24 protein-coding genes are annotated in these 25,506 nt (G+C 63.4%); 11 read left to right on the top strand and 13 right to left on the bottom strand.

Annotated features, from left to right (window positions below):
• Positions 1–25 precede the first annotated feature (25 nt).
• The 8 genes from rodA to ACNFIC_RS03495 all read left to right on the top strand — a co-directional run bounded on the left by rodA (position 26) and on the right by ACNFIC_RS03495 (position 7,645).
• Entirely contained in the window at positions 26–1,129 is a 1,104-nt protein-coding gene (gene rodA, locus ACNFIC_RS03530) for a rod shape-determining protein RodA (protein ID WP_171031003.1), read from the top strand.
• Between the two features lie 17 nt (positions 1,130–1,146).
• Positions 1,147–2,157 (top strand): lytic murein transglycosylase B, encoded by a 1,011-nt coding sequence (gene mltB / locus ACNFIC_RS03525; RefSeq protein ID WP_138221393.1) that lies wholly within the window; start codon positions 1,147–1,149, stop codon positions 2,155–2,157.
• Complete coding sequence (locus ACNFIC_RS03520; protein WP_138221394.1) at positions 2,158–3,156, top strand: septal ring lytic transglycosylase RlpA family protein; 999 nt, start codon at positions 2,158–2,160, stop codon at positions 3,154–3,156.
• Positions 3,157–3,422: 266 nt separating this feature from the next.
• Positions 3,423–4,583 carry a D-alanyl-D-alanine carboxypeptidase family protein gene (locus tag ACNFIC_RS03515; RefSeq protein ID WP_138221395.1) on the top strand — a complete coding sequence of 387 codons (1,161 nt, stop codon included), beginning with the start codon at positions 3,423–3,425 and terminating at the stop codon, positions 4,581–4,583.
• Positions 4,584–4,656: 73 nt separating this feature from the next.
• Positions 4,657–4,932: a DUF493 domain-containing protein gene (locus ACNFIC_RS03510; RefSeq protein ID WP_011535839.1), complete on the top strand. Its 276-nt coding sequence runs from the start codon at positions 4,657–4,659 to the stop codon at positions 4,930–4,932.
• On the top strand, positions 4,932–5,579 hold the full coding sequence (gene lipB / locus ACNFIC_RS03505) for a lipoyl(octanoyl) transferase LipB (protein ID WP_138221396.1): 648 nt from the start codon (positions 4,932–4,934) through the stop codon (positions 5,577–5,579). The genes ACNFIC_RS03510 and lipB overlap by 1 nt, the downstream gene beginning before the upstream one ends.
• A gap of 2 nt (positions 5,580–5,581) precedes the next feature.
• Entirely contained in the window at positions 5,582–6,598 is a 1,017-nt protein-coding gene (lipA, locus tag ACNFIC_RS03500) for a lipoyl synthase (protein ID WP_138221397.1), read from the top strand.
• A gap of 108 nt (positions 6,599–6,706) precedes the next feature.
• The gene (locus ACNFIC_RS03495; RefSeq protein ID WP_416779939.1) at positions 6,707–7,645 is read left to right on the top strand and encodes a S66 peptidase family protein; all 939 of its coding nucleotides are present in this window, start codon (positions 6,707–6,709) and stop codon (positions 7,643–7,645) included.
• A 485-nt stretch (positions 7,646–8,130) separates the two neighbouring features.
• On the opposite strand, the gene ACNFIC_RS03490 is transcribed toward ACNFIC_RS03495, so the two are convergent.
• The 5 genes from ACNFIC_RS03490 to leuS form a co-directional block, all read right to left on the bottom strand.
• Positions 8,131–9,447: a lytic murein transglycosylase gene (locus tag ACNFIC_RS03490; RefSeq protein ID WP_138221399.1), complete on the bottom strand. Its 1,317-nt coding sequence runs from the start codon at positions 9,445–9,447 to the stop codon at positions 8,131–8,133.
• A 61-nt stretch (positions 9,448–9,508) separates the two neighbouring features.
• Positions 9,509–9,673, bottom strand: a complete 165-nt coding sequence (arfA, locus tag ACNFIC_RS03485; protein ID WP_138221400.1) for an alternative ribosome rescue factor ArfA — start codon at positions 9,671–9,673, stop codon at positions 9,509–9,511.
• Positions 9,674–9,856: 183 nt separating this feature from the next.
• Entirely contained in the window at positions 9,857–10,894 is a 1,038-nt protein-coding gene (holA, locus tag ACNFIC_RS03480; protein WP_138221401.1) for a DNA polymerase III subunit delta, read from the bottom strand.
• Between the two features lie 37 nt (positions 10,895–10,931).
• Positions 10,932–11,537 carry an LPS assembly lipoprotein LptE gene (lptE, locus tag ACNFIC_RS03475; protein WP_138221402.1) on the bottom strand — a complete coding sequence of 202 codons (606 nt, stop codon included), beginning with the start codon at positions 11,535–11,537 and terminating at the stop codon, positions 10,932–10,934.
• Between the two features lie 56 nt (positions 11,538–11,593).
• Positions 11,594–14,200, bottom strand: coding sequence for a leucine--tRNA ligase (gene leuS / locus ACNFIC_RS03470; protein ID WP_138221403.1), 2,607 nt, complete (start codon positions 14,198–14,200; stop codon positions 11,594–11,596).
• 241 nt (positions 14,201–14,441) lie between these two features.
• Between leuS and ACNFIC_RS03465 the strand changes: the two genes are divergently transcribed.
• Together ACNFIC_RS03465 and ACNFIC_RS03460 are read left to right on the top strand one after the other, a co-directional pair.
• Positions 14,442–14,756, top strand: a complete 315-nt coding sequence (locus tag ACNFIC_RS03465; protein ID WP_416779936.1) for a hypothetical protein — start codon at positions 14,442–14,444, stop codon at positions 14,754–14,756.
• Positions 14,757–14,884: 128 nt separating this feature from the next.
• A complete protein-coding gene (locus ACNFIC_RS03460) occupies positions 14,885–15,646 on the top strand; it encodes a YdcF family protein (RefSeq protein WP_416779934.1) in 762 nt (253 codons plus the stop codon).
• Between the two features lie 36 nt (positions 15,647–15,682).
• Here the strand turns inward: ACNFIC_RS03460 and lnt are convergent, their stop codons facing one another.
• The 8 genes from lnt to ACNFIC_RS03420 form a co-directional block, all read right to left on the bottom strand.
• Positions 15,683–17,200 (bottom strand): apolipoprotein N-acyltransferase, encoded by a 1,518-nt coding sequence (gene lnt, locus ACNFIC_RS03455; protein WP_416779932.1) that lies wholly within the window; start codon positions 17,198–17,200, stop codon positions 15,683–15,685.
• Positions 17,201–17,208: 8 nt separating this feature from the next.
• Entirely contained in the window at positions 17,209–18,048 is an 840-nt protein-coding gene (locus ACNFIC_RS03450; RefSeq protein ID WP_138221407.1) for an HlyC/CorC family transporter, read from the bottom strand.
• A 26-nt stretch (positions 18,049–18,074) separates the two neighbouring features.
• Positions 18,075–18,548, bottom strand: coding sequence for an rRNA maturation RNase YbeY (gene ybeY / locus ACNFIC_RS03445; RefSeq protein ID WP_138221408.1), 474 nt, complete (start codon positions 18,546–18,548; stop codon positions 18,075–18,077).
• A complete protein-coding gene (locus ACNFIC_RS03440; protein ID WP_138221409.1) occupies positions 18,541–19,539 on the bottom strand; it encodes a PhoH family protein in 999 nt (332 codons plus the stop codon). Before ACNFIC_RS03440 ends, ybeY begins: the two co-directional genes overlap by 8 nt.
• A 191-nt stretch (positions 19,540–19,730) precedes the next feature.
• Positions 19,731–20,276, bottom strand: coding sequence for a tetratricopeptide repeat protein (locus ACNFIC_RS03435; RefSeq protein ID WP_138221410.1), 546 nt, complete (start codon positions 20,274–20,276; stop codon positions 19,731–19,733).
• A gap of 175 nt (positions 20,277–20,451) precedes the next feature.
• On the bottom strand, positions 20,452–21,735 hold the full coding sequence (gene hemL / locus ACNFIC_RS03430; RefSeq protein WP_138221411.1) for a glutamate-1-semialdehyde 2,1-aminomutase: 1,284 nt from the start codon (positions 21,733–21,735) through the stop codon (positions 20,452–20,454).
• A 17-nt stretch (positions 21,736–21,752) separates the two neighbouring features.
• Entirely contained in the window at positions 21,753–22,376 is a 624-nt protein-coding gene (gene thiE / locus ACNFIC_RS03425; protein ID WP_138221412.1) for a thiamine phosphate synthase, read from the bottom strand.
• A gap of 14 nt (positions 22,377–22,390) precedes the next feature.
• A complete protein-coding gene (locus ACNFIC_RS03420; RefSeq protein ID WP_138221413.1) occupies positions 22,391–23,188 on the bottom strand; it encodes a hydroxymethylpyrimidine/phosphomethylpyrimidine kinase in 798 nt (265 codons plus the stop codon).
• Positions 23,189–23,453: 265 nt separating this feature from the next.
• On the opposite strand from ACNFIC_RS03420, the gene ACNFIC_RS03415 reads away from it, so the two are divergent.
• Complete coding sequence (locus tag ACNFIC_RS03415; RefSeq protein ID WP_416779929.1) at positions 23,454–25,442, top strand: 7TM diverse intracellular signaling domain-containing protein; 1,989 nt, start codon at positions 23,454–23,456, stop codon at positions 25,440–25,442.
• Positions 25,443–25,506 lie beyond the last annotated feature (64 nt).

The following is a 25,506-nucleotide window of genomic DNA, read 5'->3' as shown; positions in this document are numbered from 1 at the left end:
TCGCATGCTCTCCAGCGAGGACGTGATGCGCAGGCGCGCCAGCTTCCTGCAGCGCATCCATGTCGACGGTCCCTTGCTGCTCATCCTGCTCACACTCGCCGCCGGCAGTCTGTTCGTGCTGTATTCGGCCAGCGGCAAGAATTGGGACCTGCTGATGAAGCAGGCCAGCTCGTTTGGCATTGGTCTGGTGTCGATGTTCATCATCGCTCAGCTCGAACCGCGCTTCATGGCACGCTGGGTGCCGCTGGCGTACCTGGCCGGTGTGCTCCTGCTGGTGGTGGTGGACGTGATGGGCCACAACGCCATGGGTGCCACGCGCTGGATCAACATCCCCGGGGTGATCCGTTTTCAGCCCTCAGAGTTCATGAAGATCATCATGCCGGCGACCATCGCTTGGTATCTGTCCAAACGCACCCTGCCGCCACACCTCAAGCATGTGGCGATCAGCCTGGTGCTGATCGGCGTGCCGTTCATCCTCATCGTGCGTCAGCCTGACTTGGGGACTGCACTGTTGATCCTGGCCTCCGGCGCCTTCGTGTTGTTCATGGGGGGGCTGCGTTGGCGCTGGATCATCAGCGTGATCACCGCGGCAGTGCCGGTGGCGGTAGGCATGTGGTTCTTCGTGATGCACGACTATCAGAAGCAGCGCGTACTGACCTTCCTCGACCCTGAAAGCGACCCCCTGGGCACGGGCTGGAACATCATCCAGTCCAAGGCGGCGATTGGCTCAGGCGGCGTGCTGGGCAAGGGCTGGCTGCTCGGCACCCAGTCGCACCTGGACTTCCTCCCGGAAAGCCACACCGACTTCATCATCGCGGTGCTGGGGGAGGAATTCGGCTTGGTGGGCATCTGCCTGCTGCTGATCATCTATCTGCTGCTCATCGGCCGTGGCCTGATGATCACTGCCCAGGCGCAGACATTGTTCGGCAAGCTGCTGGCGGGCAGCTTGACCATGACCTTCTTTGTGTACGTGTTCGTCAATATCGGTATGGTCAGCGGCTTGTTACCCGTGGTGGGCGTGCCGCTGCCCTTCATTAGCTATGGCGGAACTTCGTTGGTGACGCTGCTGTCAGCGTTTGGCGTTCTGATGTCGATCCACACGCACCGCAAATGGATCGCTCAGGTTTGAAAAAGGTGATGAATTTGATGCAAGCAGTGCGTAACTGGGCTGCCCGTTGTGCGCCGTGGATCGGTGCGGTGGGCCTGTTCGGCGCTGTCCAGCAGGCCCATGCCGGCGACTATGACGCCTCTCCTGAAGTGGCCGCATTCATCGGTGAGATGAGCCGCGACTATGGATTTGCCGGCGAGCAGTTGGTGGGCGTGTTCCGCGAGGTGCAGCGCAAGCAAGCGATCCTCGATGCGATTTCGCGTCCGGCCGAGCGGGTCAAACCGTGGAAAGAATACCGCCCGATGTTCATCACCGATGCGCGCATCGCCCGTGGCGTGGACTTCTGGCGCCAGCACGAGGCCGCCCTGGCGCGGGCCGAGCAGCAATACGGGGTGCCGGCGCAGTACATCGTCGCGATCATCGGCGTGGAAACCTTCTTTGGGCGCAACACCGGCAATTACCGGGTCATCGATGCACTGTCCACCTTGGGCTTCGATTACCCGCCGCGTGCCGAGTTCTTCCGCAAGGAACTGCGCGAGTTCCTGCTGCTGGCCCGCGATGAACAACTCGATCCGCTCACGCTCAAGGGCTCGTATGCCGGTGCGATGGGCCTGCCGCAGTTCATGCCGAGCAGTTTTCGCAATTACGCCGTGGACTTCGACGGCGATGGCCACATCAACATCTGGACCAACCCGGACGATGCCATCGGCAGTGTTGCGAGCTACTTCAAACGCCATGGCTGGGTTGCCGGAGGGCCGGTGGTCAGTCGCGCGACGGTCTCCGGCGAGCTGGCCGATCAAGGGTTGACCAGCGGCATCGAACCGGTGAGCACCGTGGGGCAGTTGCGGGCGCTGGGCTGGTCGAGTCATGATGCGCTGCGCGATGATATGCCGGTCACCGCCTTCCGTTTGGAAGGCGAAAAGGGCCCCGAATACTGGATGGGCCTCAAGAACTTCTACGCGATCACTCGCTACAACCGCAGCGTGATGTATGCCATGGCGGTGCATCAGCTTTCGGAACAGCTGGTTCAGGCACGGGGCGTCAACTAAATGCGCGAGTTTTTCACAGCCAATACGTTCAAATTGCTGACCTGCGTGGCCGTCGGCCTGGTGCTGGCCAGTTGTTCGTCCAGCCGACCGACCTCGCAAAGCGGCGGTAACGTCGTGCGTGCGCAGCCGGGCCTGGACATCAACCGTGCCCACAAGGATGGCGCGCCCTGGTGGGATGTGGACGTCAACAAGATCCCCGATGCCACCCCGACCGTGCACAACGGCGCCTACAAGGCCAACCCGTACACGGTGCTGGGCAAGACCTACTACCCCATGCAGGACTCGCGCAACTACCGCGCCGAGGGCACGGCGTCGTGGTACGGCACCAAGTTCCACGGCCAGAATACTGCCAACGGTGAACTGTATGACCTGTATGGCATGAGCGCGGCGCACAAGACCTTGCCGCTGCCGGCTTACGTGCGGGTGACCAACCTGGCCAACGGTCGCAGCGTGATCCTGCGGGTCAACGACCGTGGCCCGTTCTACTCCGACCGGATCATCGACCTGTCGTACGCGGCGGCGAAAAAGCTCGGTTACGCCGAGATTGGCACCGCGCACGTGCGTGTGGAGGGTATCGATCCGCAGCAGTGGTGGGCCGATCGTGGCCAGCAGCAGCCGTTGATGCTCAAGGAGCCGCAAGTGGCCCAGGCGCAGCCGATGACTGCCAGCACCGGTCGTGTCGAGCAGTGGACGCCGCCTGCGCAGCAGCATGCAGCGCCCGTGGTGCCGGTGCAGGTCGCGGGCAACAACGTGCCCTCCAGTGCCGGTGGCAGCATCTTGCAGGTGGGCGCCTTTGCCAACCCGGACGCCGCCGAGCTGCTGCGTGCCAAACTCAGTACCATGGTCAGCGCGCCGGTGTTCATCAGCTCCATCGTACGTAACCAGCAGACGCTGCACCGCGTACGCCTGGGCCCGATCAACAGCCAGGGCGAGATCCAACAAGCCCAGGACAGCATTCGCCTGGCGAACCTTGGCCAGGCCAAGGTTGTCACTGACTGAGCGGACAAGCGGCAAGCTGCAAGAAGGGGGGAAGCGTACATCGTCGCTTTTTCTTGAAGCTTGCAGCTCGCAGCTAGAGCCGCTCTAGCTGTCGGTTTGTTCATGAATTGCCGGGCCTTGCCATGTACAATGCCCGCTTTTGCCCTGGGCGGCATTACGCCGCACTTTTTTGGGCCAGGCCTAATGGCCACATAACCAGACTGACGCGGCGTCGGGCACCCTGTTGCCGACGGAACATCAGACCATTAGCGATTTACGAGAGACGGATGAATATCACCAACCTTGCCAAACGACTTTGCCTGCCCGTTCTGCTGATGATCATGCCGGCCGCCTTCGCGGCCGAGCAGATGATGCCGGCACCGCCACAACTGGCCGCCAAGTCCTACGTACTCATGGACGCGTCCAGCGGCAACGTGCTGGTCGAGAACAACGGTGACGAGCGCCTGCCGCCAGCCAGCCTGACCAAGCTGATGACCGCCTACATCGCCACCCTCGACATCCGTCGCGGCCAGATTGGCGAGAACGACCCGGTCACCGTCAGCGAAAACGCCTGGCGTACCGGCGGTTCGCGCATGTTCATCAAAGTCGGTAGCCAGGTCACCGTCAGCGACTTGCTGCACGGCATCATCATCCAGTCCGGCAACGATGCCTCGGTTGCCCTGTCCGAGCACATCGCCGGTAGCGAAGATGCCTTCGCCGACATGATGAACAAGACTGCCGCAGACCTCGGCATGTCCAACAGCCACTTCATGAACCCGACCGGCCTGCCAAACCCGGAGCACTACTCCTCGGCTCACGACATGGCCCTGCTGGCACGCGCGATTATCAACGAAGATCCTGCGCACTACGCCATCTACTCGCAGAAAGAGTTCTTCTGGAACAACATCAAGCAGCCTAACCGCAACCTGCTGCTGTGGCGTGACAAGACCGTCGACGGTCTGAAAACGGGCCACACCGAAGAAGCCGGCTACTGCATGGTGGCTTCGGCGGTACGTGACGGCCAGCGCCTGATTGCCGTGGTATTCGGCACCAACAGCGAGCAAGCCCGCGCTGCCGAGACGCAAAAGCTGCTGACCTACGGTTTCCGCTTCTTCGAAACCCAGACCTTCTACCAGAAGGGCACCGAGCTGACCCAGGCGCCGGTATGGAAGGGCGCCACCTCGCAAGTCAAGGCTGGCCTTGCCAACGACCTGACCATGACCCTGCCAAAAGGCCAATTGAAACGCCTTCAGGCGTCCATGACCATGAACCCGCAGCTGACCGCGCCCATCGCCAAAGGTGACGTGATCGGTAAAGTGGAAGTCAAACTGGACGAGAAAGTGGTTCACAGCGCTGACCTGATCGCCCTCGACGGCGTCGAGGAAGGCGGATTCGTGCGCCGTATGTGGGATAGCATCCGCCTGTTCTTCTACGGTTTGTTCAACTGATACGTGACCTGCATGCCCCTGTGAACCAGGCGGGGGCATTGTTGCTGCCACGGCTTACGAGGCCGTTACCGCCATGAGCGAAGAAGACGTCAAGTCGCACAAGATTGAATTCCCCTGCGAGGACTACCCGATCAAGGTGATCGGCGATACCGTTGTCGGTTTCCGTGATACCGTGATCGAGATCCTCAGCAAGCACGCCAAAGTCGACCTGTCGACGCTCGCCGAGCGTCAGAGCAAGGAAGGCAAGTACACCACCGTGCAGCTGCATATCGTCGCTGAAAGCGAAAACCAGCTGCACGATATCAACAGTGCCCTGCGTGCCACCGGCATCGTGAAAATGGTGCTGTGATGAACGCTTGTCTCGGTATTCGCGAGCTTGGCCTACAGCCCTACGAACCGGTGCTGGAGGCCATGCGCCGTTTTACCGAGCAACGCGGCCCGCACAGCCAGGACGAAATCTGGCTGGTCGAGCATCCCGCCGTGTTCACCCAGGGCCAGGCCGGCAAGGCCGAGCACCTGCTGGTGCCGGGTGATATCCCGGTGGTGCAGACCGATCGCGGTGGTCAGGTCACTTACCACGGCCCTGGCCAGTTGGTGGCCTATTTGCTGCTGGATGTGCGTCGCTTGGGTATCGGCGTGCGCGAGCTGGTCAGCCGTATCGAACTGACGCTGATCGAGCTGCTCGCCAGCTACGGCGTGCAGGCGGTTGCCAAGCCCGATGCGCCGGGTGTCTATGTCGATGGAGCGAAGATCGCCTCCCTCGGCCTGCGAATCCGCAACGGTCGTTCTTTCCACGGCCTTGCTCTGAACGTGGACATGGACCTTGCGCCATTCCGCCGAATCAACCCCTGTGGGTACGCGGGGCTGGCCATGACCCAGCTGCGTGACCTGGCAGGCCCGATCGAACTCGACGAGGTCAGGACAAGGCTGCGCGGACAGCTGGTCAAGCACCTCGACTATGCTGAGCAGACGACCCTCATGGGCGGAATCGACTGAATATGACAACTGTGCAAGAAGCCGTGCCTAACCAGATCCCCACGCAAGACGTGACCCCGCGTCCTGCCCCGAAAAAAGTCGAAGCCGGTGTGAAGCTGCGTGGCGCCGAGAAGGTCGCGCGCATCCCGGTGAAGATCATCCCTACCGACGAGTTGCCGAAGAAGCCCGACTGGATCCGCGTGCGTATTCCCGTCTCCCCGGAAGTCGACCGCATCAAGCAACTGCTGCGCAAGCACAAGCTTCACAGCGTCTGCGAAGAGGCTTCCTGCCCGAACCTGGGCGAGTGCTTCTCGGGTGGTACCGCCACCTTCATGATCATGGGTGACATCTGCACCCGTCGCTGCCCGTTCTGCGACGTGGGGCATGGCCGTCCGAAGCCACTGGACCTGGACGAGCCCAAGAACCTGGCTGTCGCCATCGCCGACCTGCGCCTGAAGTACGTGGTGATCACCTCGGTGGACCGTGACGATCTGCGTGACGGCGGCGCCCAGCACTTCGCTGACTGCATCCGCGAGATCCGCGCGCTGTCGCCGGGCGTGCAGCTGGAAACCTTGGTGCCGGACTACCGTGGGCGTATGGACGTGGCGCTGGAAATCACCGCGCAGACGCCTCCTGACGTGTTCAACCATAACCTTGAGACCGTGCCGCGCCTGTATAAGGCTGCGCGTCCGGGGTCGGACTACGATTGGTCGCTGGACCTGCTGCAGAAGTTCAAGCAAATGGTTCCGCACGTGCCGACCAAGTCCGGCCTGATGCTCGGCCTGGGCGAGACCGACGAGGAAGTGATCGAAGTCATGCACCGCATGCGTGAGCACGACATCGACATGCTTACCCTTGGCCAGTACCTGCAGCCTTCGCGTAGCCACTTGCCGGTGCAGCGCTTCGTGCACCCGGATACCTTTGCCTGGTTCGCCGAGGAAGGCTACAAGATGGGCTTCAAGAACGTTGCCTCCGGCCCGCTGGTGCGTTCTTCGTACCATGCCGACCAGCAGGCTCACGAAGCCAAGATCAAGCTCTGAGCGGGGCTTGAGCGTAACAGGCCGATGCACGCCATGAGGCGGCATCGGCTTTTTTGTTTTTGAGCTGCGAGCTTCATGTGGCAAGCGGCAAGCTGTAGGAGTGATGCGATGAATTGTGTGGAGAGCGCCGGCTCGCGCTTGCCCCAAGCCTTGCAGGTCGGGGCCCGCTTCGCCATTGTTGCCCCGGCTGGCCCAGCGCGGCTGGATCCCGGCAAGGCACACGATTGGTTTGCGCGGCGCGGCTACCGATGCCGTCTCTATCCGGGCGTCAGCCAGGCCGAAGGCTACCTTGCCGGTAGCGACGGGCAGCGCCTGCAGGACCTTCACGACGCGTTTGCCGACCCTGACATCGACGCCATCCTGTGCATGCGCGGTGGCTATGGCAGCATGCGCCTGCTCGATGGGCTCGATGTCGAACTGATCCGCCGTCATCCCAAGCCCTTGGTGGGCTACAGCGACATTACCGCGCTACACACGGCCATCAACCAGCGTGTCGGGCTGATCACCTTCCATGGCGCGATGCTCAATGCCGATCTGCTAGGGGAAAAACAGGCGCCCACCGCTTCCTCGCTGTTAGAGCAATTAGGCGGGCAAGTGGGCAGCGGCAGTGCGATTGTGCACCCTGCGGCCTATCCGTTGAGCACCGTGGTGCCAGGCAACGCGTGCGGCCGCTTGATCGGTGGTAATCTGTCGATGCTAGGGGCCACGATGGGGACCTTGGCTGAAATCGACAGCCAGGACAGTATCCTGTTCATCGAGGACGTCAACGAGCCGCTGTATCGCATTGATCGTCTACTGACCCAACTACGTCTGGCGGGCAAGCTACGAGGCGTGAAAGGGGTGCTGGTGGGGGACTTTGCCGGGGTCACGGTGACGGCGTTGACGCCCTTGCTGCTCGATGTGTTCGGCCCGTTGGGAGTGCCGGTGCTGGCCGGTTGGCGCAGCGGGCATTGCGACCCGAATGTGTGCTTGCCGCTGGGGGCCAAGGTACGCCTCGACAGCGCCGCTCAAAGCCTCACGCTGCTACAGCATCTGTTCAGGCGCTGAAGCACGCGCGAGCGGCCTCGTGCCGCGAACACCGGCGCAGCCGTTGCCATCCATCGCGCTGCCTGCTTCGCGGGCAAGCCCGCTCCCACAGGATTGTGCAAGGCCTCAATCCAGCGCTGTCGCTGTAGGAGCGGCCTCGTGCCGCGAACACCGGCGCAGCCGGTGCCATCCACCGCGCTGCCTGCTTCGCGGGCAAGCCCGCTCCCACAGGATTGTGCAAAACCTGAATCCAGCGCTGTCCCTGTAGGAGCGGCCTCGTGCTGCGAACACCGGCGCAGCCGTTGCCATCCATCGCGCTGCCTGCTTCGCGGGCAAGCCCGCTCCCACAGGATTGCGCAAAACCTGAATCCAGCGCTGTCCCTGTAGAGTGGCCTCGTGCCGCGAACACCGGCGCAGCCGGTGCCATCCATCGCAGCCAAAGCCGCCCAATAGAGGAAAGGCGGCTTGGATTTGGAGTACGGCGGTGACGCCGGGCACCGGGCTGGCTATCTGCGGCGCAGGCTGTCGAGCAGCTTGTGCGTCGGATACCCATCGGCAGGCCAGCCCTGCGCTTGCTGCGCGTTGCGGATCGCCTTGCGCGTGTTGGCGCCGATGATGCCATCGGGGTTGCCTGCTTCGTGGCCGCTGGCATTGAGCAGGGTTTGCAGCTCGATGCGCTCGCTACGGCTGAGCGGCAGGTCATCCTTCGGCCAACTGCCGGCGATGAAGCCCCAGTTCGAGAAACGATCGCCCAACAGGCTTACCGCCAGCGCATAGGACGACGAGTTGTTGTACTTGAGGATCGCGCGGAAGTTGTCCAACACCAGGAACGCCGGACCGCGTGCGCCCGCTGGCAGCAGCAGGGCCGCCGACAGTTGGTTGCTACCCGGTGGCAGCTGAGTGCCGGTAGGTAGTGTCACGCCCAGTTGCAGCCATTCGCTGACTGTCTTGCGCTGGCTGCCATCGGCCAGCCACCAATCGAAGCCGTCCGGCACCTGGACCTCGAAGCCCCAAGGTTGGCCGCGCTTCCAGCCTGAGCTTTGCAGGTAGTGGGCGGTCGAGGCCAGGGCGTCGGGGGTGCTGCTCCAGATATCGCGGCGGCCGTCACCGTCGAAGTCCACCGCATGGGTAAGGTAGGTAGTCGGGATGAACTGGGTCTGGCCCATGGCACCCGCCCACGAACCGCGCATTGCATCAGGCTGGATATCGCCGTTCTGCAGGATCTGCAACGCGGCGATCAGCTGGTCCTGGGCGAACTGCGGGCGGCGGCCTTCGTAGGCAAGAGTGGCCAGCGAGCGGATCACTGACTTGTTGCCCTGGAACTGGCCGAAGTTGCTTTCCATGCCCCACACCGCCACCAATACCTGGCGATCGACGCCGTAGCGCTGTTCGATACGGCTCAGCAGCTCGGCGTTCTGCTCCAGCAGTTTCTTGCCATTGCGCACGCGCACCGGCGACAGCGCGCCATCCAGATATTCCCAGACCGGGCGGCTGAATTCGGGTTGGCTGCGGTCAGCCTTGATCACGTCCAAGTCCGGGGTAACACCCAGAAACGCACGGTCGAACAGGCTGGCGCTGATACCGGCTTGCAGGGCTTGCTGGCGGAAACCGGCCTGCCATTGGGCGAAGGTTTGCAACGGCTGGATTTCGGTACTGACCGCAGGCGTGGTGCCGGGGAGTGTCACCACCGGGGCGGGCTGGGCCGGAGCCAGCGGCAGGGCGTCGGCGGCGGTGGGTTTTTCCGCGCAGGCGACGAGGAGGATGAAACTTGTAGCCGCGATCAGCTGACGGGGTTGCCAGCGCAGGGTGAGACGAGAGGGCATGCACAGATCCAGAATTGCAGGTCAGGTGCCGACCATACCATGCTTGCGCTTTTCATGCCTTTCATGCGGCCATAAAGCAGGAAGCCTCCCAATCTCTCGATTGGAAGGCTTCGCGGCGGTAGCTGCCTTTGCCTTTTGCGGCTCGCTCCTGGCGGCAGCGGAACAGCGGTTGGGCGACGATGGACTTGGCCTTGTTGGGGCCGTGCTTGTTCGGCTTCTTGGACATGGCGGGTTCCCGATTGGGTGGATGTCGGGGCGCACTTTAGGCCTGAGCGGGCGAGCGGGCCAATTGATTGTGTTTATGGTTTTGGCAGACGGGCGCGCCGCTCGCACATGAGGTCGTGTCAACTCAACGAGCAGTGATTTGCGCTGATAGAAATGGGCGTGTGCAGCGTCTGAGGCGCGGAACCTACTCAGCCGGCAAGCTCAGGCGCTGCCCGGCCATCAGCAGCGAGAGCCGCGCCAGGCTGGTCCAGGGTGAGCCTTCGGCCTGGCCTTTGATCTGTGCGTCGATCCGCTGTGCATCCTGCAACAGGGCCGCCCAACGTTGTGCCGAAAGGCGTTGCAGGGCTTTACTGACCAATGGGCGGCGCTTATCCCAGATCGGTGGTCGCGCTTGGCTGAAGGCCTTGTCCAGCGGTACGCCCTGGCTGAACTGTTGGGCCAGCCCGGCCAGTAGACGCAGTTCGCGGGCCAGCGCCCAGAGAATCACCGGTGGTTCGACCCCTTCGCCACGTAGCCCTTCGAGCATGCGCAAGGCATGGCCTGCCTCACCGTTGAGGATGGCATCGACCAGGCCGAACACGTCGAAGCGAGCACTGTCGGCCACGGCTGCCTGAACTGTTTCGACCGTGATCTGGTTACCGTCGGCCAGGAGCTTGAGCTTTTCGATTTCCTGGGCCGCGGCCAGCAGGTTGCCCTCTACCCGCGCGGCGATCAGGTCGACTGCGTCGCGTTGGGCCGACAGTCCGGCCTGGGAAAGGCGCTGGTTGATCCATTGTGGTAGCTGCTGCGCGTCCACCGGCCAAATCTGGATGAACTGGCACTGGTTGCCCTCGATGAGGGCTTTGCCCCACTTGGTTTTCTGTGCGCTAGCGTCGAGCTTGGGCAGGCTGATCAGTAACAGCGTGTCTTCAGCCGGGTTGGCGCAATACTCCAGCAGCGCCGCAGCACCTTTGTCGCCGGGCTTGCCCGAAGGCAGGCGCAGTTCCAGCAGGCGGCGTTGGGCGAACAGCGACAGGCTGGCACCGGCCAGCAGCAGGTTGCCCCAGTCGAAGTTGGCGTCGGCGCTGAACACCTGGCGTTCATCGAAGCCCTGCTGGCGCGCCGCGCCACGGATGGCATCGGCGGCTTCCTGGCACAGCAGCGGGTCGTCGCCGCTGACGATATAGACCGGCGCCAATGGGCCTTGCAGGTGCTTGTTGAGTTGCGCGGGGGAGAGTTTCATGGTGGTAGGCGGGGCACCCGAGGTGCCCCGCTCGGACTCACTGGGCCGGTACTTCCAGCGGGGATTGCTGGGGCGTCTCGTCCTGAATGCGCTGGGCTTCCTGCGCGGCCTGGGCTTCGGCCTTGGCGCGCTCGTCAGCCCTGCGTTGCAATTTGGCCAGGTGCGCGGGGTCGATGTATTGCAGGCGGACCAGCATGGCCTGGACCAGGTCGTTGCGGATTTCCTCGCGGACCTGCGTAACTTCCTGGTCGCCGGCGGTGATGTTGTTGCCGTCGCGCACGTAGTAGCGGCGTACTTCCAGCTTGTCGCTCAGCAGCGGCGTGTTGTCGCGCCCGTTGATGGTGTATTCCAGGGTCGTGCTCAGCTCGTACTCGGCCGAACGCGAGGAGCGGGTGTAGGTGGCGGCGCGACGCTCTTCTTTCTCGTCGGCGAGCACCAGTGTGTAAGGTGCGGTGTTGGTGACCGTCACCCCGTTATTGGTGAGCGCTTGGCGCAGCTGAACCACGGTGGCACCGTAGCTGTTGCGAGCGCTGAGGCCCAGCTCCTTGACGGCGATTTCATTGGTGCCGGTGCCGCGCAACTGGAAACCGCAGGCGCTGAGCAGCACGGCCAGGCCCATTACCAGCAGATTGCGTTTGATCATGTTGTAGCTCCCTCGTGGGCCGATACGCCCGCCCTGTGCATGGGCGGGCGTTGCCATCAATTGGCGACGATGTTGACCAGCTTGCCTGGCACCACGATGACCTTGCGGATGGTCAGGCCGTCGGTGAATCGCAGGACGTTTTCGTTGTTGCGGGCGGCTGCCTCGATCTCTTCGCGGCTGGCGGCGGCAGGCATGTCGACCTGGCCACGCAGCTTGCCGTTGACCTGTACAACCAGGGTCACGGTGTCCTGCACCAGGGCACTTTCGTCGACGCTCGGCCAGACCGCATCGATCACTGCCTGCTCGTGGCCCAGGTGGTTCCACAGCGCGTGGGAGATGTGCGGGGTGATCGGTGCCAGCAGCAAGGTCACCGCTTCCAGGCCCTCTTGCAGCAGTGCACGGTCCTGAGCGGTGGCCTGTGGGGCTTTTTCCAACACGTTCATCACGGTCATCACCTGGGCGATGGCGGTGTTGAACTTGTGGAACTGACCCACGTCGTTGCTGGCCTGCTTGATCGCGGCATGAATGGCACGGCGGATGACTTTCTGCTCATCGCTCAGCGCGGTGGTGTCGAGCTTGCCTGGCAGGCCTTGCGCAACGTGGGCCTGGGCCAGGCGCCAGACACGCCGCAGGAAGCGGCTGGCACCCTCGACGCCGGAGTCGGACCACTCCAGGCTCATGTCGGGCGGCGAGGCGAACATCATGAACAGACGGCAGGTGTCGGCACCGTACTGGTCGATCATCGATTGAGGGTCGACGCCGTTGTTCTTGGACTTCGACATCTTCTCGGTGCCGCCGATTTCCACCGGCAGGCCGTCGGTCTTCAGGCGCGCGCCGATGATCTTGGCTTTGGCGTCACGCTCGATTTCGACATCGGCGGGGTTGAACCAGTCCTTGCCACCGTTGCTGGCAACGCGGTAGTAGGTTTCAGCAACGACCATGCCTTGGGTAAGCAGGTTCTTGAACGGCTCGTTGGAGGTCACCAGGCCTTCGTCGCGCATCAGCTTGTGGAAGAAGCGTGCGTACAGCAGGTGCAGGATGGCGTGCTCGATACCGCCGATGTACTGATCGACCGGCAGCCAGTGGTTGGCGGCTTTCGGGTCGACCATGCCTCCTTCGTAGTTCGGCGAGGCGTAGCGGGCGAAGTACCAGGACGACTCGACGAAGGTGTCCATGGTGTCGGTTTCGCGCTTGGCCGCAGCGCCGCATTTCGGGCACGTGCACTCATAGAACTCGGGCATGCGCGCCAGCGGCGAACCGGCGCCGTCTGGCACCACGTTCTCGGGCAGGGTGACCGGCAGTTGGTCTTCCGGCACTGGCACGTCGCCGCAGGACGGGCAGTGGATGATCGGGATCGGGCAGCCCCAGTAGCGCTGGCGGCTGATGCCCCAGTCGCGCAGGCGGAACTGGGTGCGCGACTTGCCGAGTTCCTTGCGGATCAGCGCGGCTTCGATGGCGTCGAAGGCGCCCTGGAAGTCCAGGCCGTCGAACTCGCCGGAATTGATCAGTTGGCCGTGCTCGCCATAGGCAGCCAGCCATTCGCGGCCGACTTCGTCGCCAGCACTGGTGCGCACCACAGCTTTGACCGGCAGGTTGTACTTGTGGGCGAACTCGAAATCGCGCTCGTCATGCGCCGGCACGGCCATCACTGCGCCGTCGCCGTAGTGCATCAGCACATAGTTGGCGACCCAGACCGGCAGCTTTTCACCGGTCAGCGGGTGCTGGACGAAGAGGGCGGTCGGCATGCCCTTCTTCTCTTGGGTAGCCATGTCGGCCTCGGCCACGCTGCCGCTCTTGCATTCATCGATGAATGCTTGCAGCGCAGGGTTGCCCTGGGCGGCCTGGGTGGCCAGCGGGTGCTCGGCGGCGACGGCGACGTAGGTCGCGCCCATCAGGGTGTCCGGACGGGTGGTGAAGACTTTCAGCGCGCCGTCATGGCCGATGCTGGCCTGATCGAACGGGAACTGCACTTCCATACCGCGCGACTTGCCGATCCAGTTGCGCTGCATGGTCTTGACCTGCTCAGGCCAGCCCGGCAGCTCGTCGAGGCTTTCCAGCAACTCGTCGGCGTAGTCGGTGATGCGGAAGTAGTACATCGGGATTTCGCGCTTTTCGATCAACGCGCCCGAGCGCCAGCCACGGCCGTCGATGACTTGCTCGTTGGCCAATACGGTCTGGTCGGCCGGGTCCCAGTTCACCGTACCGTTCTTGCGGTAGATCACGCCTTTTTCGAACAGACGGGTGAACAGCCACTGCTCCCAGCGGTAGTAGTCCGGCTTGCAGGTGGTGACTTCACGGGCCCAGTCGATGGCCAGACCCAGGCTCTTGAGCTGGGTCTTCATGTAGTCGATGTTCTCGTACGTCCATTTGGCCGGGGCGACGTTGTTTTTCATCGCGGCGTTTTCGGCCGGCATGCCGAACGCGTCCCAGCCCATCGGTTGCAGGACATTCTTGCCCAGCATGCGCTGGTAGCGGGCAATCACGTCACCGATGGTGTAGTTGCGCACGTGCCCCATGTGTAGCTTGCCGCTCGGGTACGGGAACATCGACAGGCAATAGTAGGTGTCTTTGCCTGGCTGTTCGCTAACAGCGAACGACTGTTGCTCGTCCCAGAAGGTCTGGGCGGCGGCTTCGATATCACGGGGCGTGTATTGTTCGTGCATGGCTACTTTTTTGCTGAGAGAGAAAAGACCCTGTTTCCAGGCAGCGCAACCTCGCTGCGACCGGCACTGCGGTGTCGATAGAGTGAACGCCGTAGCATACATGAGCGCTGTGTATCGTGGGAAACCTTGATTGCATCGCCCGCCGCACGGGCCGTTGGTCGCAGCGCCCGGCTGCTTTTCCCAGCGACGCTAAGCTCATCGGGAGGGGGGGAGATATTCTGACCTTCAATGAGGTGAACGGATGGGAGAGTCGCAACTAACCACGAATAAACCGGATCTTTATGAGCGCCTGATCGATCGCCTGGGGCTGGCACTGGAAATGGCCAGGACTTCAGTGCGATTGCGTGACGAGATGCCTGCCGAACTGGAGTTGCGTGGTCTGAGCCATGCCGAGTTCGAAGTCATCAAGGCCTACCTGGAGTCGCTTCCAGAAAACCGTCACGCCAGCGCCAGTGCTTATCCGCAAGCGCAATCGTCGTCTGCCAGGATCATCTGGCTGAAAGATCGCAAGCGCCCCGCTGCATCGGCAAGGTCCAGGACGCTGTCCTCGCGTTAGTCGTCCAGCGTCGCAGGTGCGCGTTTGCGCGCCGATTTCCAGATACCCAGCATCGTTAGGCGCCGGCTGCCTCTTGAGGCCCGGCGCCGTTCCTCTTAGGCTGCATGCCCTGCATGGAGAGGTGTGCGATGCCACTGCGATTTTTCATCAAACAATGGCTGATGCCGCCGGGGATTCTGCTGCTGTTGCTGCTGCTTGGCTGGTGGTTGCGCAAGCGCCGCCCGCGCCTGGCGGCAGGCTGCTTCGGGCTGGGCTTCGGTGCACTGTTGCTGATGAGCCTGCCACTGGTGGTTGAGCAGGCCGCGCGGCAGTTGGAGACTGAACCTGCCTTGCCCCCTCAGGCCTGGGCCGATCTGGCCACACGTGCCGATGCCATCGTGGTGCTCGGGGCCGGCCGTGAGCGCGGCGATCCTGCCTGGCAAGGTGCCGACCAGCCCACCTACGTCGCCCTGGAGCGCATGCGCTATGCCGCCGCCTTGGCCAAGGCTTCCGGGTTGCCGGTAGCCACCAGCGGTGGCCTGCACTACGGAACGCCGCCCAGTGAGGCGCAGTTGATGGCCGATCGCCTGCAGCAGGATTTCGGGGTGGCGGTCAGCTGGAAGGAGCAGGCCAGCCGCACCACCTGGGAGAATGCCGAACTGAGCGCGCAGCTGTTGCAGCCCCTGGGTATCCGCCGCGTCGTGGTGGTGACCCAGGCCTGGCACATGCAGCGTGCCCGCTGGAGTTTCGAACAGGCGGGTTTCGAAGTGATCCCCGCGCCGGTAGGGTTCCTGGGACGCGAGCATGCGCGGCCGTTCGCGGGGCTATTGCCTGAAGGGCGCGCGATTTGGCAGAGCGGGCAGTTGCTCAACGAGGCGCTCGGGTTGGTCGGCTATCGGGTGTTCTACTGATCCAGGCGACTCCCGCACGGGAGCCGCCTGGTGGGCTCAGACGGTCTTGGCCATACGCCGCGCCAGTAGCGCCCAGCCCATCAGCAGGGTACAGACGATCGCCAGCGGCCACGAACGCCATTGCAGGTAAGGCGTCAGTTGCTGCATCGGCACGACTTCGCCGTACAGGATGTCGCGCTGGAACTGTGGGATCTGGGCGCTGATGCGGCCGAACGGGTCGATCAGTGCGGTCACGCCATTGTTGGTGGCTCGGATCATCCAGCGACCGGCTTCCAGTGCGCGCATCTGGGCCATTTGCAAGTGTTGCAGCGGGCCGATCGAGGTGCCGAACCAGGTGTCGTTGCTGATGGTCAGCAGCAAGTCGCTGCGCGCGGCAAGGCTGGCGGCGAACTCGGGGTAGACCACTTCGTAACAGATGTACGGTGCTACTTGGTAGCCCTTGGCTTGCAGCAGTGGTTGGTCATCGGGGCCTCGGGCGAAGTCCGACATCGGCAGGTTGAAGAACTCGATCAGCCCGCGCAGCATGTCTTGAAGGGGCACGTATTCGCCGAAGGGCACCAGTTTCTGCTTGAGGTAGGTGCCGTCGCCCTGGCCGGTGACCGTGACGCCGTTGAAATAGCGGCGCTGGCGGTGAACCACTTCGCGCACCGGCACGCCGGTGATCAGTGCGGTGTTACGCTCGGCGGCGAAGCGCCCCATCATGTCGATGTAGCCTTGCGCCTGGTCCTTGAGCACGGGCACTGCGGTTTCCGGCCATACCAGAAGATCGACCGGCTTGCTGCTCAAACTCATGTCACGGTACAGCGCCAGCTGGGCGTTGACGTGCGCCGGGTCCCACTTGAGGTCCTGCTCGACGTTGCCTTGTACGGCTGCGACCTTGAGCGCATCGCCCGCCGGCTGGGTCCAGGCATGGCCCTTGAGTGCCATGCCGATGATCCACGGCGCGACCAGCAAGACCAGGGCAGTGGCCAGGAATCCGGGGCGTGCGCGCAAGCGGTGCAGGTTGCACAGCAAGGCGGCGCTCAAGGCGAGGGCGAACGAAATCAGCCATACCCCGCCGATTGGCGCAAGGCCGGCGAGCGGGCCGTCGAGCTGGCTGTAGCCCGAGTAGAGCCACGGGAAGCCGGTCAGGAACCAGCCGCGGAAAGCTTCTTGCAGTAGCCACAATGCTGCAAAGCACAAGGCGTCTGCCAAGGGCGCTGCATCGCGCCGCAGCCAGCGTGCCCACAACCAGGCGGGCAGCGCGAAGAACAGCGCCAGGGCCGCGAAGAACGCCACCAGCAGCAGTACGGCCAACAACGGCGAGGCGCCGCCGTAGGTGTTCATGCTGACGTAGATCCACCAGGTACCGGCGCCGTACAGGCCGAAGCCGAAGCACCAGCCACGGCCCATGGCTTGGCGTGGAGTGAGCTGGCGCAGGCCGGCGTAGAACAGCACCAGTGCCAGCAGGGCCACCGGCCAGATGTCGAATGGTGCCAGGGCCAGCAGGGTCGAGGCGCCGGCCGCCAGGGCCAGCAGGTTACCGGGCCAGCCGGGGCGGGTGATCCAGCGCATGTTGTTCCTTAACGATTGATCGGGGTCAGACGCAGCAAGTGTATCCGGCGGCTGTCGGCGTTGAGAATACGGAACCGGTAGGCCCCGATCTCGGTGGTCTCGTTGCGTTTGGGCAGATGCCCGAAGGCGCTCATGACCAGGCCGCCGACCGTGTCGAACTCGTCATCGGAGAACTCGCTGTCGAAGAACTCGTTGAAGTTCTCGATCGGGGTGAGCGCCTTGACCAGAAAGTCGCCGCTGGGCAGCGGCTTGATGTAGCTGTCTTCCTCGACGTCGTGTTCGTCTTCGATGTCGCCGACGATCTGTTCCAGGACATCTTCGATGGTCACAAGGCCTGCCACGCCGCCGTATTCGTCGATGACGATGGCCATGTGGTTATGGTTGGCACGGAACTCGCGAAGCAGCACGTTCAGGCGCTTGGACTCGGGCACGAAGGTGGCCGGGCGCAGCAGGTCCTTGATGTTGAAGCTGTCGCCGTTCTCCTTGAGGATCAGCGGCAGCAGGTCCTTGGCGAGCAGGATGCCGAGCACATCGTCGTGGCTCTCGCCGATCACCGGGTAGCGCGAGTGCGCCGCGTCGATCACCGCGGGCAGGAACTCGCGTGGCGATTGGCTGGCCTTGATGCTGATCATCTGCGAGCGCGGCACCATGATGTCGCGCACCTGCAGGTCGGCGACCTGAATGGCGCCTTCGACGATGGTCAAGGCTTCGCTGTCGAGCAGCTTGTTCTGATGGGCTTCGCGCAACAGCTCGAGGAGCTCCTGGCGGTTTTTCGGCTCATGGGCAAAAGCCTGGGTCAGTTTACCCAGCCAGGACTTTTGCCCGTTGCTCGATCGATCTTCGCTCATGGCGGTTACTCGTGATCCTTACAGTGTCAGTGTGTAATTGAGTCGGTTTCGTCGTCGGCGTATGGGTCCGGGTGACCCAGTTCAGCCAGCAAGTTCCGTTCCAGCGCTTCCATCTCTTCGGCTTCCTCATCGTCGATGTGATCGTAGCCGAGCAGGTGCAGGCAGCCATGTATGACCAAATGCGCCCAGTGCGCTTCGAGCGACTTGCCTTGTTCGGCGGCCTCGCGCTCGACCACTGGCACGCAGATCACCAGGTCGCCCAGCAGCGGGATGTCGAGCAGCTCGTCAGGCACCTCGGCCGGGAAGGACAGCACGTTGGTGGCGTAGTCCTTGTGCCGGTAGGTGTGGTTCAGCTCGCGGCCTTCGGCTTCGTCGACCAGGCGGATGGTCATCTCGGAGTCGGCGCTGCGCTGGCGCAAGGCAAGCTCGCACCAGCGGCGGAAGGCGGCGTCATCGGGGGCGGCGGCGTCCGTGGCCCGTTGCAGGTCAAGTTCAAGCATCGTCGCGGGGTGCCTCGGGCTTGGCCTGACGGGCGTCGAAGCGGTCATAGGCTTCGACGATGCGCTGCACCAGCGGGTGACGCACCACGTCCTTGGGCTGGAAATGGGTAAAGCTGATGCCCGGTACGTCGCGCAGCACCTCGATCACGTGGGCCAGGCCCGACTTGGTGCCTCGCGGCAGGTCGACCTGGGTGATGTCGCCGGTGATCACCGCCGTGGAGCCGAAGCCAATCCGGGTCAGGAACATCTTCATCTGTTCGAGCGTGGTGTTCTGGCTCTCGTCGAGGATGATGAAGCTGTTGTTCAGCGTACGCCCACGCATGTAGGCCAGCGGCGCGATCTCGATCACCTGGCGCTCGATCAGCTTGGCCACGTGCTCGAAGCCTAGCATTTCGTACAACGCGTCGTAGAGCGGGCGTAGATACGGGTCGATCTTCTGGGCCAGGTCGCCGGGCAGGAAGCCGAGTTTTTCGCCGGCCTCGACTGCCGGACGTACCAGCAGAATGCGTCGCACCTGCTCGCGCTCCAGCGCATCGACGGCGCAGGCAACGGCCAGGTAGGTCTTGCCGGTACCGGCAGGGCCGATGCCGAAGTTGATGTCGTTGGCCAGGATTTCCTTGACGTAGCGCTGCTGGTTGACGCCGCGCGGGCGGATGTTGCCCTTGCGTGTACGCAGCGAGACGCTGACCTCGTTGACGGCGGGGTTGGCGAGGTTCTCGACCGTCGACTCCTGTAGATAGAGATGGACGGTTTCCGGCGACAGCTCGGTGGCCTTGGCCTCACGGTAGAGGCGGCGCAGGAGTTGCTCGGCAGCGGAAGTGGTTTGAGGTTCGCCGATCAGTTCGAATTGATTGCCGCGGTTGCGGATCTCGATGGCCAGGCGTTGTTCGATCAGGCGCAGGTGCTCGTCGAACTGGCCGCACAGGTTGGCGAAACGGTTGGCCTCGAAAGGTTCGAGGATGAAACGATGGGGTTGTATGGGTGCGTTCAAGGTCGTTTATAGCCGCCCGACGGCAGTGAATGTGAATTCAAGAATACCCCTTGAACCGCAGTGGCGAAAGCACTGAAACGATCAAGGGTATTTGGCCTTTCGCGGGGCTAGCCGGCCCACACGGATTAAGACAGCAGGATGCGCGGTTTTTCTTACGCTTGCGTGATGGCGAGCGAAAGTGCCGTGAAGGCTCAGGGCAGTGGCGAGAATGGCGAGCGCCCTTCGGCGTTCTGCAGCTCCAGGAGGTACTTGCGGAAAATCTGGCCGAGCACTTGGGTGGCGTGTTCGAGCTCGTCACGCGGCATCTGCTCGGTGACCTCGTCTGCCAGATCCAGGGCGTCTTCGGCGCCGTTGACCGCTGCCATTTTCAGCAGGATATAGGCCTGCACGTTGTTGGCCTTGACCCCTTCACCGCGATAGAACATCGAACCCAGGCGGTACTGCGCCTCGGCATGGCCTTGCAGGGAGGCCTTTTCGAACCAGTTGAGGGCTTTGTCGAGTTGGCGTGGGGAGGCGCTGTAGTAGAACTCACCCAGCTCGTACTGCGCTTGGGCGTCCCCGGCTTGTGCCGTCCGCTCGCAAGCCTTGAGGGCGTTCTCAAGGTCTTCCGGTGCTGCGTTCAGCGTGCAGCGTCCCGTCGCCGGAATCAGCAACGAGTTACCACCCTCCGCCAGGACCAGCAGAGGCTGAAGAAGCAACAGGCAGCCCAAGGTCAGGGCGCGGCCGGTGCGGTTCATGGGGATCGACTTACCTCTGCAAAGCTGCGGCCAATGTCTCTGGTGGCACATTATGGGATAAGCAGCGCCTACCTTACAAAGTTTTACTCAGATTTCTGCTTTGATACGCGCAAAGGCTGCGGTGTGACCTGGATCACAACGCAGCCTTCGGCCAGCTTATCGCCGGGCAAGTCGCTTACTTGAGCTTGGCGAACGCCCGCTCTGCCGCATCGAGGGTGATCTGCAACTCTTTGTCGCCGTGGGCGATGGAGGTGAAGCCCGCCTCGAAGGCGCTCGGGGCCAGGTATACGCCGCCTTCGAGCATCAAGTGGAAGAAGCGCTTGAAGCGCTCGGCGTCACTGGCCATCACGTCATCGAAGGTGACGATGTCGTCGGCACCGCTGAAGTACAGGCCGAACATGGCACCGGCTTGGGTCGTGACGAACGGGATGCCAGCAGCGTCGGCGCGCTGTTGCAGGCCGTCGAGCATGCGGCTGGTGAAAGCGCTCAGTTCGTCATGGAAGCCTGGGCGGCTGATCAGCTTGAGGGTGGTCAGGCCGGCGGCCATGGCCAGCGGGTTACCCGACAGCGTGCCGGCCTGGTAGACCGGGCCCAGCGGGGCGATGCAGCCCATGATCTCGCGCTTGCCACCAAAGCAGCCGACCGGCATGCCGCCACCGACGATCTTGCCGAAGGTCGACAGGTCCGGCGTGATGCCGTAGTGGCCTTGGGCGCCGCCCAGCGACACACGGAAGCCGGTCATCACTTCGTCGAAGATCAACACGACACCGTGCTTGTCGCACAGTGCGCGCAGGCCTTCGAGGAAACCCGGTGCCGGTGGCACGCAGTTCATGTTGCCGGCCACCGGCTCGACGATGATGCAGGCGACGCTCTGGCCAACGTCCGCCAGGGTCTTCTCGACGGCGGCAATGTCGTTGAATGGCAGGGTCAGGGTGTGCTTGGCGAAGTCCGCCGGCACGCCCGCCGAGCTGGGTACGCCTTGGGTCAGCAGGCCGGAGCCAGCCTTGACCAGCAGGCTGTCGGAGTGGCCGTGGTAGCAGCCTTCGAACTTGATGATCGCGTCACGCCCGGTGTAGCCACGGGCCAGGCGGATGGCACTCATGGTGGCTTCGGTGCCGGAGCTGACCATGCGCACCATTTCCATCGACGGCACGATCGAGCAGACCAGGTCGGCCATTTCGGTTTCCATGGCGGTCGGCGCGCCGTAGGACAGGCCGTGCTCCAGCTGCCTGCGCACCGCGTCCAGCACGTCCGGGTGGCCGTGGCCGAGAATCATCGGGCCCCAGGAACCGACGTAGTCGACATAGCGCTTGTCGTCTTCATCGATGACATAGGCGCCTTCGGCATGCTTGAAGAACAGCGGCGTGCCGCCGACGCTCTTGAAGGCGCGCACGGGCGAGTTCACGCCACCGGGGATGTGTTTCTGGGCTTTGGCGAACAGTTCTTCGGAACGGGACATGGGATCTTCTCTCGAAATCAGGAAGCGAACAGGGCGTTGAAGGCGCGGGCGCGGCGGGTGACTTCCTGCGCGCTGTCGGCACCGAACAGGCCGTGGATCACCGCCAGCAGGTCGGCACCGTGGGCGACCAGTGGGGCGGCGTTGTCGAGGGTGATGCCACCGATTACGGCGATCGGTAGCTTGACCTGGGCGCGTGCCTGCTCCAGCAGTTCGACGTTGGCGGCCGGTGCCCCAGGCTTGGTGACGGAATTGAAGAAGCGGCCGAAGGCGACGTAGCTGGCGCCCTCGCTGGCCGCCTGGGCGGCAAGCTCCAGGCGTGCATGGCAGGTCGAGCCAATCACCGCATGGCGTCCGAGCAGGGCGCGGGCTGGGGTGAGCGGGCCGTCGGTCTGGCCCAGGTGCACGCCGACGCCCAGGCGCGCGGCCAGTTCGGCGTCGTCGTTGATGATCAGTTGGGTGCCGTAGCGCTCGCAGAGTTTCATCAGCGCTTCGGCCTCACGCAGGCGCCGTGCGTCGTCGTCGCCCTTGTCACGGTATTGCAGCAGGCACACGCCGCCCTCCAGGGCAGCTTGCACATGGGAGAGGAAGCGACCGGCGAGCAATTGGCTGTCGGTGATCGCATACAGACCGCGGAGCGTCATCGGGTGGCCTCGTGTCAGGAGCAGAAGTCCAGGGGCAGGCGGCGCGGCACGTACTGGCCCTTGCCCAGTTGCTCGGCGTCACGCAGGGTGCGCCAGGTGTAGTCCAGGGCGCTGCGCACGGCACTTTGCAGCTGCTCGCCCAGGGCCAGGCGACCGGCCAGGGCGCTGGCCAGCGTACAGCCCGAACCATGGTAGCTGCCCGGCAGGCGCTGGCAGGTCCAGGTGTGGCGTTGACCGTCGCGGGTGTACAGGCGGTTGTGGATCTCGTCTTCGTCACCGTGTCCACCGGTGATCAGCAGGTGCTTGCAGAACGGCAGCAGTTTTGCGGCGCACTCATCCGCCGTGCCTTCAGGCAGTTCGGCAAGAATGCGCGCCTCTGGCAGGTTCGGGGTGGCGATGGTGGCCAGCGGCAGCAGGCGTTCACGCAAGGCGTAGCCGACCTCGTCCTTGCCCAGGCGGCCACCGCCACCGGCGCGCAGCACCGGGTCGCAGACCAGTGGCAGGTGCGGGTGGGCGCTGAGCAGTTCGGCGACGGTATCGACCATTTCGATCGAGCCGAGCATGCCGAGCTTGACCGCCGCGACCGTGGAGTCGGCCAGCACGGCGTTGGCCTGGGCCAACACCCACGCGCGGTCGAGCACGCGGAAGTCGGACACGTTGACGGTATCCTGCACGGTCAGGGCAGTCACGGCAGGTGCAGCGTGACAACCCTGGGCGATCAGGGCTTCGATATCTGCCTGCAGCCCGGCGCCACCACTGGGGTCGTGGCCGGAGAGACAGAGGACAACGGGGCGGGAGCTGTAGGTATTCATGGGCGGCGAGCTTATCACCAAACCCTTTTGTGCGGTTCAGTCGCTTGGCGGGTTTTGTTGATCGAGTGGTCAGGTTAATTGTTTGTGCCTACCTGTAACGCACGTGCTAGAGCGGTTTTAGGCAAAAAGCAGATGACCTCTTTCGTTAACCGGAGGCTATGCTAGAGTGCTCGGACAATTCGATAAACGGGCTCTGCCGAATCACGTCGTCTCAAAGGGAAAGGAGGCCAACGCGACGCGAACGGACAGACCATGCTGGGGCTGTATGCGCTATTTGCTGATTGTGCTTCTGGGCTGCTTGCCCATGTTCGCGGGGGCGGTCGAGTTCGACGATGCCACCGGACGTCTCCCGTTGGGTCGGCACATGCAGGTCTTCGAAGACCTCGATGGCAGCGCCAGTATCGCCGACGTCAGCTCCCCAGCCTTCGCCAAGCGTTTTCGCGACTACCCCAACGATGTGCTCAACGCCGGGTATTCGTCCTCGGTGTTCTGGCTACGCGTCGATCTGCAGTATGTCGGTGTTTTAGGCGCCGCGCCGCGCCAGTGGTTGCTGGAGCTGGCCTATCCGCCGTTGGACCACCTCGAACTGTACCTGCCCGACGACACTGGCCACTACCGCCTGACCCAGCGCACTGGTGATGCGTTGCCCTACGCCAGCCGGCAGATTCACCAGGACAACTACCTGTTCGAACTGCCCTTGGCACCGGGTAAAGCCACCACGGTGTATCTGCGCCTGCACAGCCAGGGTTCGATTCAGGCACCGCTGACGCTGTGGTCGACCCAGGCGTACCTGGAAAACCAACCGACCCGGCTGTATGTACTGGGGATGATCTACGGCGTGCTGTTGGTGATGCTGGTGTACAACCTGTTCATCTACCTGAGCGTGCGGGATGTCAGTTACCTCTACTACATCCTTTATATCGGCGCGTTCGGCTTGTACCAGGTGTCGGTCAACGGCGCTGGAATCGCCTACTTCTGGCCGGACAGTCCCTGGTGGGCCAACGCCTCGACGCCATTGTTCATTGGTGCAGCGGGCCTGTTCGGCTGCCAGTTCGCGCGCCACTTCCTGCAACTGCGGCGTTTGAGCCGTGGCCTGGACCGTTGGCTGCTGGCGCTGATGATCGGCGGCGGGCTGGTCATGCTGTTGGCGCTGAGCCTGCGCTACGGCCTGGCACTGCGCATGGCCACGGGCTTGGCGTTGTTGTTCATCGTCAGCGTCTTCAGTGCCGGGGTGTATGCCTGGCGGCGCGGAGTACGTGTGGCGCGCTGGTTCATCATTGCCTGGAGCGCGTTCCTGCTGGGTGGGCTGGTCAATACCTTGATGGTGCTGGGCTACCTGCCCAATCTATTCATCACCATGTACGCCAGCCAGCTTGGCGCGGCGCTGGAGGTGGCACTGTTGGCGCTGGCGCTGGCGGACCGCATCAACAACCTGCGTGAAGAGCAGGCGCAGACTCTGCGCGAGACGGGTAGCGCCCTTGAACACCTGAACCAGCAACTGGCACGCAGCAATCGGCTCAAGGACGAGTTCCTGGCCACTGTCACCCACGAGCTGCGCACCCCGATGAACGGCGTGATCGGTTCGTTGGAGCTGATGCACACGCTGCCCATGGGCGCCGAGCAGGCCCAGTACCACCGCACGGCCACCGGGTCGGCCCAGGACATGATGGCGATGGTCGACGACATCCTCATGCTCACCGAGCTGCAGGCCGGCCGCCTGCGCGCGCAGACGCTGGCGTTCAGCCTGCGCCGCCTGCTGCAAGAGCTGCGCGCGGGGTATGCCGGCCAGGCCCTGGCCAAGGGCCTGTACTTGAGCCTCGACGTCCCGGCCGACCTGCCGGACGGGCTGCTTGGTGATGCGCAGAAGCTTGCGCGCTGCCTGGCCTGCCTGGTGGACAACGCCCTCAAGTTCACCCATCACGGTGGCGTGACGGTGCAGGCCCGTGGGCGTTTGACCGGGCCAGACAGCCTGGCCTTGAGTTTTACCGTCAGCGACAGCGGCATCGGCTTCGAAGACCTGGATCAGGCTGTGCTGTACCAACGCTTCTTCCAGGTTGATGGCTCGATGACGCGGCGTTATGGCGGCTTGGGTATCGGCCTGTCGATCTGCCGGCAGTTGGGCGAGTTGATCGGGGCGCGACTTTCCCACGAGTCCACCCCAGGGCTGGGCAGCCGCTTCGAGTTGAGCTTGACCCTGGCCGTGGCCCAGGTCCAGGTACCGTGCGGACAACTGGCGGGTGGTTTCAAGCGCTGAGAGCGCTTTGCGTGTTCGACGAATGGCCTGCTTATCGTCCGTTATGTCACTTTGACGCGGCGCG

Origin of the sequence: Pseudomonas sp. NY15463, from assembly GCF_048068415.1 — a bacterium.
Taxonomy (GTDB): Bacteria; Pseudomonadota; Gammaproteobacteria; order Pseudomonadales; family Pseudomonadaceae; genus Aquipseudomonas; species Aquipseudomonas mosselii_C.
Note: the sequence above shows the minus strand (reverse complement) of the source record. Positions and strands in the feature narration are given on the sequence as shown.

What these genes read in the sequence shown, in the direction of transcription:
- hemL (WP_138221411.1), bottom strand. Translation starts at nt 21,735, where the DNA reads ATGTCCCGTTCCGAAGAACTGTTCGCCAAAGCCCAGAAACACATCCCC.
- ACNFIC_RS03435 (WP_138221410.1), bottom strand. Translation starts at nt 20,276, where the DNA reads ATGAACCGCACCGGCCGCGCCCTGACCTTGGGCTGCCTGTTGCTTCTT.
- ACNFIC_RS03495 (WP_416779939.1), top strand. Translation starts at nt 6,707, where the DNA reads ATGAATTGTGTGGAGAGCGCCGGCTCGCGCTTGCCCCAAGCCTTGCAG.
- ACNFIC_RS03450 (WP_138221407.1), bottom strand. Translation starts at nt 18,048, where the DNA reads ATGAGCGAAGATCGATCGAGCAACGGGCAAAAGTCCTGGCTGGGTAAA.
- mltB (WP_138221393.1), top strand. Translation starts at nt 1,147, where the DNA reads ATGCAAGCAGTGCGTAACTGGGCTGCCCGTTGTGCGCCGTGGATCGGT.
- thiE (WP_138221412.1), bottom strand. Translation starts at nt 22,376, where the DNA reads ATGACGCTCCGCGGTCTGTATGCGATCACCGACAGCCAATTGCTCGCC.
- lipA (WP_138221397.1), top strand. Translation starts at nt 5,582, where the DNA reads ATGACAACTGTGCAAGAAGCCGTGCCTAACCAGATCCCCACGCAAGAC.
- arfA (WP_138221400.1), bottom strand. Translation starts at nt 9,673, where the DNA reads ATGTCCAAGAAGCCGAACAAGCACGGCCCCAACAAGGCCAAGTCCATC.
- ACNFIC_RS03515 (WP_138221395.1), top strand. Translation starts at nt 3,423, where the DNA reads ATGAATATCACCAACCTTGCCAAACGACTTTGCCTGCCCGTTCTGCTG.
- lnt (WP_416779932.1), bottom strand. Translation starts at nt 17,200, where the DNA reads ATGCGCTGGATCACCCGCCCCGGCTGGCCCGGTAACCTGCTGGCCCTG.
- ybeY (WP_138221408.1), bottom strand. Translation starts at nt 18,548, where the DNA reads ATGCTTGAACTTGACCTGCAACGGGCCACGGACGCCGCCGCCCCCGAT.
- rodA (WP_171031003.1), top strand. Translation starts at nt 26, where the DNA reads ATGCGCAGGCGCGCCAGCTTCCTGCAGCGCATCCATGTCGACGGTCCC.
- leuS (WP_138221403.1), bottom strand. Translation starts at nt 14,200, where the DNA reads ATGCACGAACAATACACGCCCCGTGATATCGAAGCCGCCGCCCAGACC.
- ACNFIC_RS03490 (WP_138221399.1), bottom strand. Translation starts at nt 9,447, where the DNA reads ATGCCCTCTCGTCTCACCCTGCGCTGGCAACCCCGTCAGCTGATCGCG.
- holA (WP_138221401.1), bottom strand. Translation starts at nt 10,894, where the DNA reads ATGAAACTCTCCCCCGCGCAACTCAACAAGCACCTGCAAGGCCCATTG.
- ACNFIC_RS03420 (WP_138221413.1), bottom strand. Translation starts at nt 23,188, where the DNA reads ATGAATACCTACAGCTCCCGCCCCGTTGTCCTCTGTCTCTCCGGCCAC.
- ACNFIC_RS03460 (WP_416779934.1), top strand. Translation starts at nt 14,885, where the DNA reads ATGCCACTGCGATTTTTCATCAAACAATGGCTGATGCCGCCGGGGATT.
- lptE (WP_138221402.1), bottom strand. Translation starts at nt 11,537, where the DNA reads ATGATCAAACGCAATCTGCTGGTAATGGGCCTGGCCGTGCTGCTCAGC.
- lipB (WP_138221396.1), top strand. Translation starts at nt 4,932, where the DNA reads ATGAACGCTTGTCTCGGTATTCGCGAGCTTGGCCTACAGCCCTACGAA.
- ACNFIC_RS03520 (WP_138221394.1), top strand. Translation starts at nt 2,158, where the DNA reads ATGCGCGAGTTTTTCACAGCCAATACGTTCAAATTGCTGACCTGCGTG.
- ACNFIC_RS03415 (WP_416779929.1), top strand. Translation starts at nt 23,454, where the DNA reads ATGCGCTATTTGCTGATTGTGCTTCTGGGCTGCTTGCCCATGTTCGCG.
- ACNFIC_RS03510 (WP_011535839.1), top strand. Translation starts at nt 4,657, where the DNA reads ATGAGCGAAGAAGACGTCAAGTCGCACAAGATTGAATTCCCCTGCGAG.
- ACNFIC_RS03465 (WP_416779936.1), top strand. Translation starts at nt 14,442, where the DNA reads ATGGGAGAGTCGCAACTAACCACGAATAAACCGGATCTTTATGAGCGC.